Origin of the sequence: Yersinia entomophaga (assembly GCF_001656035.1) — a bacterium.
GTDB classification, from domain to species: Bacteria; Pseudomonadota; Gammaproteobacteria; order Enterobacterales; family Enterobacteriaceae; genus Yersinia; species Yersinia entomophaga.
In genome coordinates, this window is the sequence record NZ_CP010029.1 from 512,593 (window position 1) to 531,163 (window position 18,571).

The window sequence follows — 18,571 nt, forward strand, 5'->3', positions numbered from 1 at the left end:
GTGAAATGCCAGACATGCAACTCAATCATGCAGTTAATATAGTATAAATTTATTTTTACGGATGAACTTAGGGTGCGTCTTATTTACTTGGAGTTCATGTTCATGTTGTTATAAATATCTATCTGAAAATGATATGTACCGCCTATTATTTGGGCGATTTAGGGTTTTTATCTTTGGTTTAAGGAATATGCCATGCAGTTATCTACCACTCCGACGTTAGAAGGTTTTACCATCACTGAGTATTGCGGTGTGGTCACCGGTGAAGCCATTCTGGGCGCGAATATTTTTAAAGATTTCTTCGCCGGCGTGCGGGATATCGTGGGAGGCCGCTCCGGTGCCTATGAGAAAGAATTGCGGAAAGCGCGACAAATTGCCTTTAAAGAACTGCAGGAAGAGGCCGTGCAGCTCGGAGCCAATGCCATTGTAGGCATTGATATTGATTATGAAACCGTAGGAAAAGATAGCAGCATGTTAATGGTTAGCGTCAGCGGCACAGCGGTTAAAGTATCCCGTTAGTGGTTAAATTGGCTTGGTAATCCGAATTGTTTGCTGATCGTGTCGGTATAGAATAAAAAGGTAACGAATATTTTACCTTTTTATTCAACTTATTAGGTTAATTCATTTAACGCATTCCTCTTACTCATACCTATTAACGCGAAACGCGAAATTAGTTTTTATTAGGTAAAATCCGGAGGAAACCGATAAGGATATCGAGATGAAACAATGCTTCTGGATGCTGTTTATTATGCTGTTGGTACCGTTTCATGCGCTGGGGGCTGTACAGGAAGACAAGGCTTTGGTTGACCAAGGGAGTTTTATGTTGAATGACTCTCGTCAGGCAATGGGCGTCGATCGGCGGATTCGCTTTTTGGTTTTACATTATACGGCACTGAATTTTCCTGAATCCCTTAACGTGCTGACAACCGAACAGGTCAGCGCGCACTATTTGGTTCCAGCTTATCCTCCCCGAGATCACCATAGTGGTAAACCCGTCGCCTGGCAGCTGGTTCCCGAGCACCTCAGAGCCTGGCATGCCGGAGTGAGCAGTTGGCGTGGGCGAACTAATCTCAATGACACCTCTATAGGCATTGAACAGGAAAACCCGGGATTCACCAGTACCCTGTTGGGGAAGATACATTGGTACCCTTACACACCTCAACAAATTGAACTGGTCACTGCTTTGGCACATAAAATTATCGAACGTTATGAAATAGAGCCACGTAATGTTGTTGCTCACAGTGATATTGCGCCACAGCGTAAAGAAGATCCGGGGCCTTTGTTCCCTTGGGAGCATTTGGCGAAGCAAGGGATTGGGGCGTGGCCGGACGTCGCGGATGTTCAATATTATCTGGGGAAGAGGCGTGCAGATCGGGCCGTGCCAGTAATGCCGCTGTTAGCTAAACTCAGCTGTTATGGTTATGAAATCACGCCTGATATGACGCCGGAACAGCAGAGAAGAGTGATTAGCGCTTTCCAGATGCATTTTCGGCCCTCGGATATACGCGGTTTGCCTGATGCGGAAACCGAGGCGATAGCCGATGCATTATTGGTTAAATATCATAAGCCTGAGGAAAATAAGGATGTCGAGCTTCGGATGAGTGAGTCTGCGCTCAATAGCGTGAGTGCCGAGTGCGATAAACTCTAAAAGTGTCGCGAAAAAGCAGCGTAGCCCGTTGGTTTCGCTGCTTTTCAGTATTACCCTCGTAGCTTTCCGTGTTCTTTCAGCCAGCGAGCAGTGCGGTTAATGCTTTCATCCAAAGAAACCAGCGAGCGATAGCCCAATTCTTTTTCTGCCCGGCGGGTATCCAAAGTCAGATCGAAGTTGAGCTTGGCGACGCCGTAGTGGGTCAGAACCGGCTCTTTTTCGCTTTTATTCCCCATTCTTTCCATGGTACGCGCCATCACGTCCAGCATTGGATAGGGAATCGAACGAATGCGGCACGGCATATCCAGCGCGTCCAACAGCTGCTGAACGATGGTGCGCAGCGGGCGCGGCTGCTGATTGGTGATATTGTAAGCGCGGCCAGATTCGGTGGTGGTGGATTGCGTCGCCAGCCACATGGCGTGAACGGCGTTCTCCAGATAGGTCATATCCACCAACGCTTCGCCCCCGCGTGGCAATAACAAGGTGCCGTAGTGCTTAATCATGTGTAATAAGCGCGGTAGCATCACTTTGTCATGCGGACCAAACAGCCCCTGTGGGCGCAAAATGGTAAAGTGGGTTTGCGGGTTAGACAGAGCCAACTGCCGGATCACTTCTTCCCCCGCAGCTTTACTGCGGGCAAATTCGTTAGCAAAACGCGCCGGTCGGAAATCTTCCTGAATATTTCGGTGATGGTGATAATCGAAGTAAATCGCTGGGGAAGAGATATGAATAAAATTCTCTACCCCGTAAGCGGTTGCCCATTCCCCCAAACGGCGAGTCGCGCGGACGTTCGCCAGTTCAAAAGCCTGCTCGGTACCCCAAGGGGAAGTGAAGCTGGAGCAATGCCAGAGCGTATCAACATCGGCCAGCATGGCTTTGGCCTGCGATGAAACCAGATTCGTTAAATCGGCATGAATAAATTCAGCGCCCATTTTTTCCAATAGGCTACCCATGGCCTGATTACGACCGGTTGCTGTCACTTTGATACCTTGACGGCGGAGATATTCAACGGCGTTTCGGCCTAACCCACTGGTTGCGCCGGTGACCAATACCTTCATAACGAATTCGGTTCCCACCAAAAATCAGAGTGCTGGCGGCAATATCATGCGCGCAGCAAATAAGGTGCCATTCTTTCGTGAAATGATGCGCTATGCAATCAGAAAGGGCTGACTAAGGGTTGCAAACTGTGTGGTTGATCGACAAATGCGCGCTATTTGTGCGCTTCCCGATCGTATTGCTCGGCCAGTTGCGCAATTCTCTTCGCCATGCCACGAAAAATAAACAGGTGAGCGGGCATCATAACGAACCAATACAGCAGTCCGCTGAAGCCTGCCGGATGCCACCAGGCCCGAACATCAAAGCGGCGTTTATCCCCTAAATCTTTGATGGTAAAGGTCAGTCGCCCCAATCCTGGCGCTTTCATACCAAACATCATGGCCAGTTGACGCAGTGGTTTTATCGTAATCACCTTCCAGCCATCGACTAAATCACCTAATTCCAGCGTTGGTCGGTCTGGTCGGCCGTAAACGACGCCTCCGCCTGCCAGATCGTCCATCCAGGCGCGGGTTTTCCACAGCGGATTACCGTAAAAATAGCCTTCCGGGCCACCGATTTGCTGCACGACATGCCACAAAGCTTCGCTGGAAGCTGTGGTATCCAATTGGCAACCGGCCTGTTTGGGATAGAAGCCGTAACCGGGACGCCAGCGGGCGCGGGCTTCCGGATCGTAACCCCAATCGGCGGAGTCAACGACTTTGTCTTCCTGCCGCAGGGTTTCCCGCACCGCATCGTCAAAGCTGATTAAATTCTGCGGTATTAATGCCTGTAACGGAGCGCCGTCTGCGGGTAAGTCATGATTCAAGCCCTGAATCAATGCGCTGGCAATACTGGTCGGCACCGAGGTAATCATGCTGATAAAATAGACCGAAATAAAACGGGTCGGCAGCGGAATCGGGATCAGCCAGCGACGTTTACCGCTAATGGCAATAAAGCGCTCAAACAGGGTCTGATAACTGATGTATTCCGGTCCGGCGACGTCAAAAATGCGGTTTTCATCAGAGGGATAATTCAGTATTTCCGTTAGATAAACTAATAGGTTATCCAGCGCGATAGGGGATGACTTGGAGCGAACCCAGCGCGGCGGCGTCAAAATTGGCAGGTTGTACACCATATCGCGCATCACTTCAAAAGCCGCTGAACCGGGGCCGACAATAATGCTGGCACGTAACTCAGTGACAGGTACGCCGCTTTGTCGCAGTAAATCGCCAGTCAATTTTCGGGCGACCAAATGTGGGGAACTGTTTTCCTCCGGTTGCAATGCTCCGAGGAATATCACCTGTTTTACCGAGGAGTTTTTCAGCGCTAGCTGCAAGTTACTGGCGGCCTGTCGCTCCTGTTCTACCAAGTCCTCGCCGTCGCCCATGGCGTGAACCAGATAGTAGAGAACGTCAATATCCTGTAGTGCGTGACGTAGGGTCTCCGGCTGATACAGATCGGCAAAACAGCAGCGAACATTCGGCCACTGTTGTTCTTCCAGCCATTCAATTCGACGTGCAGCGGCGGTAACCTGATGCCCTTGCTGGCAAAGGCGTGGAATTAAATGCTGGCCGATGTAGCCACTGGCACCTAACACTAAGATTCGTTGTGGTGTCATGATAGTCACTCGGTAAGGTTGGCGGTAACAGAATCGATATCTTGGGCTGTTTCTGCCGAAATAGAAATGCCCTGGCGACAGAATATCACCAAGGCGACGTAGACAAAAAATATTATTAATTTCAGTTATGTAATGTCAAAAACTCATACCACAGTGCAACCACTCGTTCTAAATCACTTCGGCTAACGTCCAAATGCGTAATCATGCGGGTCACTGGCCCGGCGCTGATTAACACGCCGCGCTCACGCATCCACGGCCCCATTTGGGCCGCCAGCTCTGCCGACTGGCGAATGTACAATATATTGGTTTGAGCGCCGGGAGCGATAATCTCTACGCCGATATCCCGCAACTTTTGCTCCAGCCACACTGCGTTGTCGTGATCCTGCTGCAAGCGCTCCACGTTATGCTGCAAGGCGTAAAGTCCTGCAGCCGCCAGAATACCGGCCTGACGCATACCGCCGCCGGTTATTTTGCGCCAACGTATAGCGCGCTTAACGTATTCTTCGCTGCCGCACAGTAAGGAACCGACCGGTGCGCCCAATCCTTTGGAAAGACAGAGAGTCAGGGTATCGCAATACTGGGTGATTTCCCGTAGCGGAACCTTTAGCGCCACTGCGGCATTCATAATGCGCGCCCCATCAATATGTAAAGCCAGATTTTTTTCGCGGGTCAACGCCCATGCCTGTTGCAGATAACTGATGGGCAGCACGCGGCCGCTGTGCGTATTTTCCAGACTGAGCAGACGGGTTTGAGCAAACAGAATGTCATCAGGTTTGATGGCGGCCAGTACTTTATCCAACGGCAAACTGCCGTCGTCATTGGCATCCAGCGGTTGCGGCTGAATACTGCCTAAAACCGCTGCACCGCCCGCCTCGTACAGATAATTATGGGCTTTTTGTCCCACAATATACTCATCGCCACGCTGGCAGTGCGTTAGTAATGCTACCAGATTGGCCTGAGTCCCGCTGGGTAAGAATAATGATGCCGCTTTGCCGGAGAGCCGCGCTCCCTCGGCTTCCAACGCCTTGACTGTTGGGTCCTCGCCGTACACATCATCGCCCACTTCGGCATTGGCCATTCGCTGACGCATGGCAGGAGAAGGGCGGGTTACTGTGTCACTACGCAGATCGATATACATATCGTGAAAGCTCTTGATAAAGGAAAGTCGCGAGGGCAGGATGAGTAACCTCACAGGGTAGCCGTCGGTTATTTTCCCCTGAAATCGTTAGTATCTGGCCGGATAAAAGTTTACCCGTGCCAGACCTTGATCGCTATCATATGTCACAAGATATATGTCACAAGACAAAGTGTGGTACGGCAATATCTGACATGTGACCGACTCATTGATTAACGTAGCCAGTTGGTTTTGGCCAGCTCAACCACTTCATCCCCGCGGCCATTGATAATGGCGCGCAGCATATACAGGCTAAAGCCTTTCGCCTGCTCAAATTTGATTTGCGGTGGCATGGAAAGCTCTTGCTTGGCGGTAACGACGTCCACCAATACCGGGCCTGGATGGGCGAAAGCCGTTTCCAGCGCGCTGTTCAGCTCGGATGCTTTCTCTACCCGAATGCCTTTTATTCCTGCCGCATTGGCAATGGCGGCGAAATTAGGATTGTGCAGATCCGTGCCGTCGGTCAGGTAGCCGCCAGCCTTCATTTCCATAGCGACAAAACCCAGCACGCTGTTATTGAACACCACAATTTTCACCGGCAGTTTAAGCTGCGCCAGTGATAGAAAATCGCCCATTAACATAGTAAAACCGCCGTCGCCGCACATTGCTACCACCTGACGTTCTGGTGCCGTTGCTTGCGCCCCTATCGCCTGCGGCATGGCGTTGGCCATGGAACCGTGGTTAAACGACCCCAGTAGACGACGTTTACCGTTCATTTGCAGATAGCGGGCGGCCCAGACCGTTGGCGTTCCGACATCGCAGGTGAAAATGGCGTCGTCGGTCGCATAATGGCTGATTTGTTGCGCCAGATACTGTGGATGGATCGGCTGATCGTCATTGGCTGTCGCCAGTCCATCCAGATCTTTACGAGTGGTTCGGTAGTGTTCCAGCGCTTTATCCAGAAAACGCCGGTCGCTTTTTACCTGTAGTTGAGGCAATAGAGCGCGTAGGGTCGTTTTGATATCACCCATCAGCGCCCTATTCACCGGGCAGTGAGCGCCAATGCTTCCAGGATTAATATCGATTTGAATAATGTTAGCGTGAGTAGGATAAAAGGCCCGATAAGGGAACTGAGTGCCGAGCAAAATCAACGTATCGGCATTCATCATGGCGTGATAACCGGAGGAAAAACCAATCAGCCCGGTCATTCCGACGCTATAGGGATTATCCCACTCAATATGCTCTTTGCCGCGCAGCGCGTGTACCACCGGTGCTTGCAGCATTTCTGCCAGTTTCACCACTTCGTCATGGGCGTCGGCGCAGCCGCTACCGCACATCAACGTAATGTTTTTAGCGGAATTTAAGGTTTCAGCCAGCGCTTCCAGTTCGCTCATCGGCGGCTGAATTAGCGGGTGTTTTGGGGTATGCCAGACCATCGGCGCATCTTCCGGCGCGGCTTGCAGTGCTACATCGCCGGGAAGCACAATCACAGAAACGCCGCGATTAAGGATGGCTTTGCGCATGGCGATTTCCAATACGCGCGGTAATTGCTCAGGATTTGTGACTAATTCGCAATAATGACTGCATTCGCGGAACAGTTCCTGCGGATGCGTTTCCTGAAAATAACCGCTGCCGATTTCACTGGAGGGAATATGTGCAGCAATGGCCAAAACCGGGACATGGTTACGGTGACAATCAAAAAGTCCGTTGATTAAATGCAGGTTTCCTGGCCCGCAGGAACCGGCACAAACCGCCAGTTCGCCGGTTAACTGCGCTTCTGCTCCAGCGGCAAAGGCCGCAACTTCCTCGTGACGAGTACCTAGCCATTCGATGGTGCCCATGCGATGCAAACTGTCACTTAATCCGTTTAAAGAGTCGCCGGTGACGCCCCAAATTCGTTTCACGCCAGCGAGTTCCAGCGTTTTAGCCACCAGTGTTGCTACGGTCTGTTTCATACTTCCCCCAAGATTTAATCGCGATGCTTTTATTCCAGGAGGAGAAAGTATGGTCTGTTTAAGAGTTAATGCCCTATTAACCGGGGTTTATATTGTGTAATAGGGCATTTTTTGTTGTCGTCAGGCCAATTGGGTATCGCCCTGCAATTGACAGCTACAGGCCAACACGTAACCCTGAGCGATTTCTTCCGGCGTCAGCGTCATGGTGCTGGTGGTCGTGTAATTACCGGAAATGATTCGAGTTTTACAAGAACCGCAGACGCCAGCACGACAAGCCGCGGAGACAGGCACCTTATTTTCTTCAAGTGCGAACAGTAAAGACGCGCCGACCGGAACTCGCAGTTGGCGTAGCGGGCGATTAATGGTTAATGTCAGTTGGTTGCCTGACTGTGGTTTTTCTTCTTCGATGTGGAACTGCTCTTGCTGGAAACGTTCTGGCGGTACCTGTTGCTCACGGCAATAATTTTCCACCCACATCCTATAAGGCGCGGGGCCGCAGGTCATCACTCGGCATTGTCGAATATCTGGCGCGATTTTCTGCATGATTTCCGCAGAAATTCTGCCGCTGAAAAAACCTTCTTTAGCCCCCGATTCTGCCATCAAAGTAATATGTAACCGCAGCGGGTGGGCTTCAATCAGCGCCTGCCATTCAGCGGAAAAAATAACGTCATCTGGGGTACGAACGTTAAAAATCACCCGAATATCGGCCTGCGGTCGGTGGGCTAACAGCCAGCGACACATCGACATAATTGGCGTCACGCCGCATCCTGCGGCCAGCATTAAATAACGGTCATCCTGATTATCGGCACAGGTAAATTCCCCCTGAGCGTCGGATAGCCACAGGTAATTTCCCGGCTGTACCTCTTGAGTTAGCCAACGAGAACCCGTGCCGTCGGGCAGGCAACGGATAGTCAAACGAATAAAGCGGCTCAGGCCCGGAGAAGAGGAAAGGGTATAGGCGCGCAGGGTATCTTCACTGTTGCGAATACTCACCAACGCATATTGGCCTGGTTGATACGGATAAAAATCGTGGTTGATTAATTGCAGGCTCCAAACATCTGGCGTTTCCTGCACAATAGAGTGCACCTGCATACGATTAGGGCACATTGGTGTTGGCATCGTCATAGCAAACCCTCGTGGTTGCGCGGTAATAGAAACGGTCAGCGCCGGAGGCGAATAGCGCTGACCGCACCGTGGCTTAGGCCACCAGAATTTCGTTCAAATCTTGTTCAACCGAGGTGATCGGGCGCATACCGAATTTTTCATTCAGAATGGCCAGCAGATTATCGGTCAGGAAGCCCGGCGCCGTTGGGCCGGTATAGATATTTTTGACGCCGAGAGACAGCAGCGTCAGCAAAATGACGATAGCTTTCTGTTCGAACCACGACAGCACCAGACTTAAAGGTAAGTCGTTGACAGTACAGCCTAATTGCTCAGATAGTTTTACCGCTAGCATGATCGCGGAGTAAGCATCATTACATTGGCCCACATCCAGCAGACGCGGTAAACCTTCCAGCGTGCCGAAGTCCAGTTTGTTAAAACGATATTTACCACAGGCCAGAGTCATGATTAGGCAATCTTGCGGAATATTGCGGGCAAAATCGGTAAAATAGCTGCGTTCGTCCCGGCTGCCGTCACAGCCGCCGACCAGAAAGATATGGCGCAGTTTTTTACGAGAAACCAGATCGATAACCGTATCCGCCGAATTTAATAGAGTCTGGCGACCAAAACCCACGGTGATCATGTGTTCTAGCTCGTTGTACGGGAATCCGGCCATACTTTTCGCTTGCGTAATAACATCTGAGAAATCATCGCCTTCCAAATGATTGACGCCCGGCCAACCAACAATGCTGCGGGTCCAGATACGATCGCCGTAATTACCCACGTTGGGATCGATAATACAGTTGGAGGTCATCACTATCGGGCCGGGGAATTTGGCAAATTCGATTTGCTGATTTTGCCAGCCGCTGCCGTAGTTACCCACCAGATGCGGGAATTTTTTCAGCTCGGGATAGCCGTGTGCTGGCAGCATTTCGCCATGGGTGTACACATTGACGCCTTGTCCGGCGGTCTGCTCCAATAACATCTGCAGATCTTTCAGATCGTGCCCTGAAATCAGAATGGCTTTACCGGCGACCGGGCGCACGTTGACCGCCGTTGGCTGCGGGTGGCCGTATGCCTGAGTTTCGCCGCTGTCCAGAATCGCCATCACGTTGAAGTTCATCTGGCCGATGCCCATAGCATTATTCAACAGGGTATCCACATCGCGCGGCTGAGTGCCCAGCCATGACATAAGCTCATGATATTGCGCGTAGATATTTTCATCAGACTGACCGAGTACGTGAGCGTGTTCCATATAAGCCGCTGCGCCTTTCAAGCCATACAAACACAGCATCCGCAGACCGTGAATGTCATCGCCAACCTCGGCTTTATCACTGTTTAAAGCGAACTGTTGAGACTGTTGTTGCAGTGTTGGAATGTCGTTAGCTTCCAATTGTAATTCGGCCATCGGGTGATCTACCGAGGCGCTGGCATCCAGCAAGCGGCAGCGTGCGGCCAGAGAATCACGCAGTGCGATAGCTTCCTTGGCATAACCGACGATGCGCTCAGAATCAAAGTTAACGTTGGTCAGCGTTGAGAAAAAGGCTCTGGGTGCGAAGCTATCGATATCTGGATCGATAATACCGAGCTGTCTGGCGCGTAATGCCCAAGCGGAAAGCCCCTGTAATACGGCAACCAACAGGTCTTGCAAATCGGACGTTTCAGCGGTTTTCCCGCACATACCCTGAGCGTAAGAGCAGCCATTGCCTGCCGGGGTACGAATGGTTTGTTCACATTGCACACAGAACATGATTCTTTCCTTTTAAAAGTGCATTTGTAATGCGTGTTTAAAAGCATAGATGTGCCAAGGCATCTTAAAAAGGCTTTTGTAATGCAACTTTAACTTATCTTGATTTGGCGCAATTTTTGTCGCGAATGAGACTTTTTCGCTTTAATGGTGAAATGAATAGAATTTAGCGGGCCAATACATTAGCCCGCTGGGGACGGAGAATATCAGGAGAATAGCGCGATCAGTACTGGAGCCAGTAAGCTCAATATGAAGCCGTGCACGATCGCGGCAGGTACCATTTCCAGGCCACCGCTACGTTGCAATACCGGCAGGGTGAAATCCATTGAGGTGGCACCGCAGAGGCCTAAGGCAGTGGAACGGCTGCGGCGAACCAGCGTTGGAATCAGCATAATGGCGACTAATTCACGGGCTAAATCGTTGAAGAAGGCGGCGCTGCCGATCACCGGGCCAAATGCGTCTGTCAGTAAGATACCCGAGAGTGAGTACCAACCGTAGCCGGAGGCCATTGCCAGACCGGTTTTCAGCGGTAAACCGAGGAATAACGCGGCTAACGCGCCGCCAGCCAGCGCACTGACAGCAACCACGATGGCGACAATAGTGCCGCGGCGGTTAAGCACAATCTGGCGTAAAGTCATGCCGCTATTACGCAACTGGATGCCAACCAAAAATAGCAGGAATATCAATGCTAATTCACTACCTTGAGCGGCAAATTGCAACGGTGGCCATTCGGTCAGACCCAATAGAAAGCCGATGATAACTACGCCGCACAGTTTCAGCGATTCCAGCGCCATATGTAATCGGGAAGGCAGAGCTTCCTGGCGGTGAGTATTTTTCCACGGCCTTTTATGTTCGAGCAAAAATAGCGCCAACAGGTTAGCGGATAAAATGCAGATAAAACATACGCTGGCGTATTGGAAAATAAGCAGCAGGTTTGCGCTAAGGTTTTCCAGAAATGCCAAGCTGATGCCCATAAAAAATAAAATAACGTAAACCATCCAGCTTAATAGCCGGTTAATCGCCTGAATTAAAGATTTACGGCTAAGCGGGATCAAATAACCGATAATTAACGGCAACAGAATGATCAGTAATCCTGAATACATGTGAGTTAAAGCGTCCTTTACGCGTCAGGCTGAATTAAGCAGACGTAAGGCTATAGCCGGTTGGCTATAGCAATGAGATCGGGCATTGTTGAGTGAAGGGGATAAGCTATCTAAAAAGGCGGATAGAGTAAAGGTGGAAAGACCGGCGGATGGCGCTTGACCTGAAAGGATTTTTTGCGCCATTCTCATGAATGTTAACGCGTTAATGACATAGGCTTCGCTGGTAATGATTTAACTTCGCACGGGAGGCGTAAATATGTTCCTAGAACGCGTGGAAATAGTCGGGTTTCGTGGCATTAATCGTATTTCTTTGACGCTGGATGATAATACGGTACTCATCGGGGAGAATGCCTGGGGTAAATCCAGCCTGTTGGATGCGCTCACTCTGTTGCTGTCTCCGGAACCGCGACTCTATCATTTCACCGTGCAGGATTTTTATTATCCCCCCGGTGATGAAGCGGCAAAAGATCGGCATCTTCAGGTTATTTTAACCTTCTGCGAGAAGGATATCGGCCATTGGCGTTCCCCACGTTATCGCCATTTGGCACCGCTGTGGAGCCAATGTGAAGACAGTTTGCATCGTATTTACTACCGAGTGGAAGGCGAACTGGCCGATGACGGCACCGTTTGTACCTGGCGCACTTTTCTGGATCTGGATGGCCAGCCGTTGCCACTCCACGATATTGAAAAACTGGCTTTAGGTATTATTCGTATCCATCCAGTGCTACGCCTGCGGGATGCCCGCTTTATCCGCCGTTTACGTACCAGCGTGCCGGAAAGTATGCCTGGGCAGGATAAAGTTGCGCTGAATCAGCAGTTGGATCAGTTAGGGCGTGAATTAGTACGTAATCCACAAAAACTGACTAATACCGAGCTACGTCAGGGATTAGACGCTATGCGCCAATTGCTGGAACATTACTTTGCCGAGCAGGGTTCTCAAACGCCTCAGCGCAATCGGCCTTCGCGCCCGCAGCCGGAACGTCAGGCGTGGCAAGCGCTGGACAGCATCAACCGCATGATTGCCGAGCCGAACAGTCGAAGTATGCGGCTGATTTTACTGGGGATGTTTAATACGTTATTGCAGGCTAAAGGCTCGATTCATCTGGATCCGCACGCGCGCCCGCTGTTGCTGGTGGAGGATCCCGAAACCCGCCTGCATCCCATTATGTTATCGGTCGCCTGGGGGCTACTCAATCAGCTTCCTTTGCAACGCATCACCACCACCAACTCCGGCGAACTGGTTTCTTTGGTACCGGTAGAACGGATTTGCCGATTGGTGCGTGAGTCTGCGCGGGTGGCAACTTACCGTATTGGCCCGAAGGGGATGACGCCGGAAGACAGTCGCCGCATTGCCTTCCATATTCGTTTTAACCGCCCGTCATCACTGTTTGCCCGCTGCTGGCTATTGGTGGAGGGTGAGACAGAAATCTGGTTGCTTAACGAACTGGCTCGCCAATGTGGCTATCACTTTGAAGCTGAAGGGGTAAAAGTCATCGAGTTTGCGCAAAGTGGTTTACGTCCATTGCTAAAATTCGCCAATCGCATGGGCATTCAGTGGCATACCCTGACCGACGGCGACGATGCCGGTAAGAAGTATGCCGCTACCGTTCGGGATATTGCGGAGCGCAACGGTGATAATGAACGAGATCGCCTGACCATGTTGCCGGCGCCGGATATGGAGCAATTCCTATATCGTGCGGGATTTGGCCCGGTTTATCATCGAATATCAGCGATACCGATGAATGCCAAAATGCCGCCGCGCCGGGTGATTGAGAAAGCGATACATCGCACTTCCAAGCCCGATTTGGCTATTGAAGTTGCCACTCAGGCTGGGGTGTGGGGCGTGAGTTCGGTACCGCCAATTCTGAAAAAGATGTTTTCCCGCGTGGTGTGGCTGGCTCGGGGTCGCGCGGATTAACCGAGGTATTTTCAGCACAAGGGAAGTGGGCGCTAATCCCGCTTTCCAATTGATCCAATAACTGATAACGGCGGCGATATTCAGCGCGTTTCTTGCTAGGGATATCCTCAATGGCTTTCCGCGCTACGCGGGCAGGCAGCAGAAAATAACCTTCCTCGCTCATTTGGCCGCCCAGAGATTGCCAGAAACCATCATAATCGGCGTGTAACTTATCGCTTTTCCGTTGACGATAGCGCCAGCTTTTATAGATATGAGTATCATTACCCACCGCTATAATCTGAGTGATCCCCAACATTTCGGCCAGACTACAGGCTGCTTCCAGCAGGATACGTTTCGGGAACAGGCCGTGACAGTTTTTGGTGCTGATTTGAATTTCTTCATGAGCTACCTGCGGTGCGGCTCCTTGTAACCCACCAATAAACAACGTTTTTTTCTGTCGATAACTCATCAAACTAAAGGTCATGAGCGCCAGTGTTTCACCTTGTTGATTGGTAAACATCAGCGTGGCTTCCCCTTCTTTATTGAGCATCGGCAACGTACCGAGGTAAACGCGGTACTGGCTGTCATTGCGTCCGCTTAATTCGGCCAATTTATAAGGCTTGGATTGGAGATATCCCGTCGCCAATGCTGATGGCATCAATTCATTGACCAACCGATAGTGCTCTTTGATCGCCTGTAATCCCTGACGTTTACTGAGATTGGCGCTGAGATACGGACGGTGCAGTTTGCAAGGTAAATCCGGCTGAGATTGCAGCAGCGTACCGAGCTGCGGGTTATTCGCCAATTCACTGAGTAGCGCCAGAGTAACCTGAGGATAAATCAGCGTTCTGGCCAGAAACTTAAAGCGAAAAGCCGGTTTTCGCCACACCTCCGGCAGGTTTTCTTCCCCTTTTATCAACTGCGAAATTAACTGCCAGCGACTTAAATGATTCGGCGCTGATGGGGGTGAAGTGAATAAATACATTGGAATATCCGTTTCGTTATCAAACTTTGTCTCTATTGAAGCAAGGGGGAACTAAACAGCGACTCAATGCGTCTTATGTTGGTATTATTTATATGATTTGATGTTTATATTACGTTTAAATTCGCGCACTCTCAGAGTGATAATTTAATCAGCGCTACGGTATTTTCATTAGCATTTGTCTATTTCAAGCATAAATTTTAATAAGGTAGGTAATTAATTTGACGTGGTTTAGCGGACGTAAACGACGCTGGATTCTGGCGATTGTGATTCTGGCAATTGGCGGTTTTTGGGCGATCAAGCATGGAATGGCACCGGCTGCGACACAGTATCAAACCGTCAAAGTGGTTAATCGGGATCTGCAACAAAACATATTAGCGATAGGTAAATTGGACGCGGTGCGCAAAGTTGATGTGGGTGCGCAGGTGAGCGGGCAGCTTGAACGGCTCTATGTGGAGATCGGCGATAAGGTCAAGCAGGGGCAACTGCTGGCGATGATCGATCCGCAGCAGGCACAGAACCAGATCAAAGAGGTGGAAGCGACGCTGCAAGATCTTAACGCTCAGCTGTTGCAAGCCAAAGCCGAGCGGCAGTTGGCGGAGGTGACGCTGAGCCGCCAGCAACAATTGGCGAAGCTACAGGCGGTTTCTCTTCAGGTTCTGGATCAGGCCGCAACGGATTTGGCGGTAAAAAAAGCAAAAGTTGGCACGATCAGCGCACAAATCAGCAAAACCAAAGCCAGCCTGGATACGGCCAAAATTAATCTGGATTACACCAAAATTTCCGCCCCGATGGACGGCGATGTAGTGCAAATTACTACGTTGCAAGGCCAGACAGTGATTGCCGCACAACAGGCGCCAAACATTCTGACGTTGGCCGATATGCGTACGATGCTGGTGAATGCTCAAGTTTCCGAAGCGGATGTTATCCACCTGAAACCGGGGCTGAAAGCCTCATTCACTGTATTGGGTGATCCGTCGAAGCATTTTGACGGTGTACTCAAAGATATTCAGCCAACGCCGGAAAAAGTGAACGATGCCATTTTCTATTCGGCCCGCTTTGAAGTACCTAATCCGGATGGCCTGCTGCGCCTGCAAATGACCGCTCAGGTATCGATTCAATTATCGAAAGTGGAACAGGCTAAAGTTGTGCCACTCTCCGCTTTGGGTAACGAATTGGGCGTGAACCGTTATGAAGTCGCGGTGCTAAAAAATGGTAAGGAAGAGAAACGAGAAGTGACCATCGGCATTCGCAACAATGTGGATGCGCAGGTGCTTAGCGGTCTGGAAGTGGGTGATGAAGTGATTACCAGCCGCGGCGTAGCGGAGGCTGAATAATGGCGGCTTTGCTTGAGTTAAAAGGCATTCGCCGCAGTTATCAGTCTGGTGAACAAACGGTGGATGTGCTGCAGGACGTTTCGCTGGAAATTAATGCGGGTGAGCTGGTGGCGATTATTGGTGCTTCCGGCTCGGGTAAGTCGACCCTGATGAATATTCTTGGCTGTCTGGATAAGCCAAGCGAGGGGATTTACCGCGTGGCCGGGCAGGACGTCGATAGCATGGACAATGATGCGCTGGCGGCTTTGCGTCGTGAACACTTTGGGTTTATTTTCCAGCGTTATCATTTATTACCTCACCTAAGTGCGGCGCATAACGTAGAAGTGCCCGCGGTCTACGCAGGTTTAGGAAAGCATGAGCGGCGGGAACGCGCCAAAATGTTGCTAACCCGTTTGGGATTAGGCGAGCGCATCAGCTATCGTCCCAGCCAGCTTTCCGGTGGCCAACAGCAGCGCGTCAGTATTGCTCGCGCTTTGATGAACGGCGGGCAGGTAATATTGGCCGATGAACCCACCGGCGCGTTAGACAGCCATTCCAGCGTTGAAGTGATGGTGATTTTAAAGCAACTGCAACAGCAGGGGCACACGGTCATTATTGTTACCCACGATCCTACGGTCGCGGCTCAGGCCGAGCGAATCATTGAAATCAAAGATGGCCGTATTATGGCGGACTCCGGCAGTAAAACACCGCCAAAAACCGCAGAGCCGGATACGCAAAGTCTGACGCCGCCAGCGCCTTCATGGCAGCAATTGACCGGGCGTTTTCGTGAAGCATTGCTGATGGCATGGCGCGCGATGGCCTCTAACAAGATGCGAACTGCGCTAACTATGCTCGGTATTATCATAGGTATTGCTTCGGTGGTTTCTATTTTGGTGGTGGGCGATGCGGCCAAACAAATGGTGTTGGCAGATATTCGCGCTATCGGGACAAATACCATCGATATTTACCCCGGAAAAGACTTTGGCGATGACGACCCCAGTAATCGGCAGGCGCTGGTTTATGACGATATGGTAGCGCTGAAAGCGCAGTCTTACATTAATGCGGTGTCACCGGTGATCTCTGGCAGTATGCGGCTACGCTTCGGAAATATCGATGTGGCCGGCAGTGTATCCGGAGTGAGCGCGCAGTATTTCCGTGTTTACGGTATCAGTATCGAGCAGGGCACGGCGATTACGCAGGATCAGGTCGATCGACAGGCGCAGGCGGTGGTGATTGACCGTAATACTCAGCGCCGACTTTTCCCGCATGTGAAAGATGTGGTGGGGCAAGTGATGCTGATCGGCAATATGCCTGCGACTATCGTCGGCGTGGTGGAAGAAAAACAATCGATGTTTGGCAGCAGTAAATCACTGCGGGTGTGGATTCCCTACACCACAATGGCTAACCGGTTGATGGGTAAATCTTATTTTGATTCGATTACGGTGCGAATCAACGATGGCTATAATAGTAAGGAAGCCGAACAACAGTTAGTTCGCTTGCTAACTTTGCGTCACGGTAAGAAAGATATCTTTACCTATAATATGGACAGCTTGCTGCAAACTGCGGAAAAAATCACTCGAACCATGCAATTGTTCCTGACGCTGGTAGCGGTCATTTCGTTGGTGGTTGGCGGTATTGGTGTGATGAATATTATGCTGGTATCGGTAACGGAACGAACCCGTGAAATAGGTATTCGCATGGCCGTAGGGGCGCGTTCCAGCGATGTCATGCAGCAATTCCTGATTGAAGCGGTGCTGGTTTGTCTGGTCGGCGGCGCATTAGGGATTACGCTTTCCTTTGCTATCGGTCTGGCGGTAGAAATGGTGATGCCCAACTGGCAGGTATCTTTCCCTGCGGTTGCGCTGGTCAGCGCTTTCCTGTGTTCGACAATTATTGGCGTGGTCTTCGGTTATTTGCCCGCTCGCAGTGCCGCCAGATTAAACCCAATTGACGCTTTGGCGCGGGAATAACGTTTACGGACATAGAATTTACGGGAAATAGGATAAACGAGCAGACGCCCAGGCGGTGTTAACGTAATATTATGGCGTTAGCGGGGGCATAAAAAATGATAAAAATGCCAGTCGCAGTTCGGCTGGCATTTTGAATTGCTGTGCTGCCGTAGATAAAAGCTAACGGCCCGACGGTGTGACGTTGATGTCAGGCGAGAGCCAGCATTTCCAGAGGCACAATCAGGCTGGCATGATTGCCTTTGGGGCCCTGGTGGACATCAAAGTTAACCTGCTGACCCGCTTTTAGCGTTCGATAACCATCCATCTGGATAGTAGAGTAGTGTGCAAAGATATCTTCGCCGCCGTTCTGCGGGCAGATAAATCCAAAGCCCTTGGCGTTATTGAACCATTTAACAGTACCCGTCTCCATACTTCTACGTTCCTCGCAAGGCTATTCTAATTTTAGATGAGGTAATCGCTGGTTAAAGTGAGCGCGGATTGGTTAAAACTCCATCAGCTCACAAATTTACACTCTAGTGGAAATGCGATTAACGTCAAGAGGACGGCTTTTCTCAGGCTGAGGAGTTCGCCAAAGTTTGATGCAGATAACGCTATTGCGCTTATTTAGTTACAATTTTGTTGTTGTCTGTGCGAACGTTCTCGCATGCTTCTAAAGCGACACTTCACGGCAAGAGATGTTAAAATAACAATAGAAATCTGTACCAAATGGTCTTATAACCGGAGCTGAGTGTTGCTCCTGTATGATTCAGTGAAACGATGGGTAAGCAATGGGCAATAACAACGACTGGCTTAATTTTGAGCATTTAGTCAAAGATAAACAAATCGATGCGCTAAAACCGCCGTCTATGTATAAAGTTATACTCAACAACGACGATTACACGCCGATGGAATTTGTGATTGACGTTCTGCAAAAGTTCTTTTCTTATGATATTGAACGTGCAACCCAGTTGATGCTGAACGTTCACTACAAAGGGAAAGCGATTTGCGGCGTGTTCACTGCTGAAGTTGCAGAGACAAAAGTGGCGCACGTAAATCAATACGCCAGGGAGAACGAGCATCCATTGCTTTGTACGCTGGAAAAAGCCTGA

The 18,571-nt window shown here is 50.5% G+C and carries 14 protein-coding genes and 1 pseudogene; 6 read left to right on the top strand and 9 right to left on the bottom strand.

All coding sequences use genetic code 11. The annotated features are described in order from the left end of the window. Positions 1-192 precede the first annotated feature (192 nt). Both PL78_RS02475 and PL78_RS02480 read left to right on the top strand, forming a co-directional pair. Positions 193-516: a heavy metal-binding domain-containing protein gene (locus PL78_RS02475; protein WP_064512836.1), complete on the top strand. Its 324-nt coding sequence runs from the start codon at positions 193-195 to the stop codon at positions 514-516. Between the two features lie 199 nt (positions 517-715). Continuing rightward, positions 716-1,558 (top strand): annotated as a pseudogene (locus PL78_RS02480) (N-acetylmuramoyl-L-alanine amidase); the annotation flags it as partial. A 137-nt stretch (positions 1,559-1,695) separates the two neighbouring features. Here PL78_RS02480 and PL78_RS02485 read toward each other — a convergent pair. The 7 genes from PL78_RS02485 to PL78_RS02515 all read right to left on the bottom strand — a co-directional run bounded on the left by PL78_RS02485 (position 1,696) and on the right by PL78_RS02515 (position 11,318). Next, positions 1,696-2,703 (bottom strand): NAD-dependent epimerase/dehydratase family protein, encoded by a 1,008-nt coding sequence (locus PL78_RS02485; protein ID WP_064512840.1) that lies wholly within the window; start codon positions 2,701-2,703, stop codon positions 1,696-1,698. Positions 2,704-2,855: 152 nt separating this feature from the next. Further along, positions 2,856-4,298: a DUF2867 domain-containing protein gene (locus PL78_RS02490; protein ID WP_064512842.1), complete on the bottom strand. Its 1,443-nt coding sequence runs from the start codon at positions 4,296-4,298 to the stop codon at positions 2,856-2,858. Positions 4,299-4,419: 121 nt separating this feature from the next. Further along, complete coding sequence (gene ltaE, locus PL78_RS02495; RefSeq protein ID WP_064512844.1) at positions 4,420-5,436, bottom strand: low-specificity L-threonine aldolase; 1,017 nt, start codon at positions 5,434-5,436, stop codon at positions 4,420-4,422. Between the two features lie 209 nt (positions 5,437-5,645). Next, positions 5,646-7,367, bottom strand: coding sequence for a ubiquinone-dependent pyruvate dehydrogenase (poxB, locus tag PL78_RS02500; protein WP_064512846.1), 1,722 nt, complete (start codon positions 7,365-7,367; stop codon positions 5,646-5,648). A 120-nt stretch (positions 7,368-7,487) separates the two neighbouring features. Next, entirely contained in the window at positions 7,488-8,492 is a 1,005-nt protein-coding gene (gene hcr, locus PL78_RS02505) for an NADH oxidoreductase (protein WP_071889712.1), read from the bottom strand. 73 nt (positions 8,493-8,565) lie between these two features. Continuing rightward, on the bottom strand, positions 8,566-10,218 hold the full coding sequence (hcp, locus tag PL78_RS02510; protein WP_064512850.1) for a hydroxylamine reductase: 1,653 nt from the start codon (positions 10,216-10,218) through the stop codon (positions 8,566-8,568). A gap of 203 nt (positions 10,219-10,421) precedes the next feature. After that, positions 10,422-11,318, bottom strand: a complete 897-nt coding sequence (locus PL78_RS02515; protein ID WP_064512852.1) for a LysO family transporter — start codon at positions 11,316-11,318, stop codon at positions 10,422-10,424. 256 nt (positions 11,319-11,574) lie between these two features. Between PL78_RS02515 and PL78_RS02520 the strand changes: the two genes are divergently transcribed. Further along, positions 11,575-13,236 (top strand): ATP-dependent endonuclease, encoded by a 1,662-nt coding sequence (locus tag PL78_RS02520; RefSeq protein WP_064512854.1) that lies wholly within the window; start codon positions 11,575-11,577, stop codon positions 13,234-13,236. Here PL78_RS02520 and PL78_RS02525 read toward each other — a convergent pair. Continuing rightward, the gene (locus PL78_RS02525) at positions 13,127-14,200 is read right to left on the bottom strand and encodes a VirK/YbjX family protein (RefSeq protein ID WP_064512856.1); all 1,074 of its coding nucleotides are present in this window, start codon (positions 14,198-14,200) and stop codon (positions 13,127-13,129) included. The two genes, PL78_RS02520 and PL78_RS02525, sit on opposite strands and share 110 nt — an antisense overlap. Before the next feature lie 218 nt (positions 14,201-14,418). Between PL78_RS02525 and macA the strand changes: the two genes are divergently transcribed. After that, on the top strand, positions 14,419-15,534 hold the full coding sequence (gene macA / locus PL78_RS02530; RefSeq protein ID WP_064512858.1) for a macrolide transporter subunit MacA: 1,116 nt from the start codon (positions 14,419-14,421) through the stop codon (positions 15,532-15,534). Then, a complete protein-coding gene (macB, locus tag PL78_RS02535) occupies positions 15,534-17,483 on the top strand; it encodes a macrolide ABC transporter ATP-binding protein/permease MacB (RefSeq protein ID WP_064512860.1) in 1,950 nt (649 codons plus the stop codon). The genes macA and macB overlap by 1 nt, the downstream gene beginning before the upstream one ends. 187 nt (positions 17,484-17,670) lie before the next feature. Here macB and cspD read toward each other — a convergent pair whose 3' ends face one another. Continuing rightward, positions 17,671-17,892 (bottom strand): cold shock-like protein CspD, encoded by a 222-nt coding sequence (cspD, locus tag PL78_RS02540; protein WP_049596538.1) that lies wholly within the window; start codon positions 17,890-17,892, stop codon positions 17,671-17,673. A gap of 358 nt (positions 17,893-18,250) precedes the next feature. Here cspD and clpS point away from each other — a divergent pair, with 358 nt between their 5' ends. Then, on the top strand, positions 18,251-18,571 hold the full coding sequence (gene clpS, locus PL78_RS02545) for an ATP-dependent Clp protease adapter ClpS (protein ID WP_004717325.1): 321 nt from the start codon (positions 18,251-18,253) through the stop codon (positions 18,569-18,571).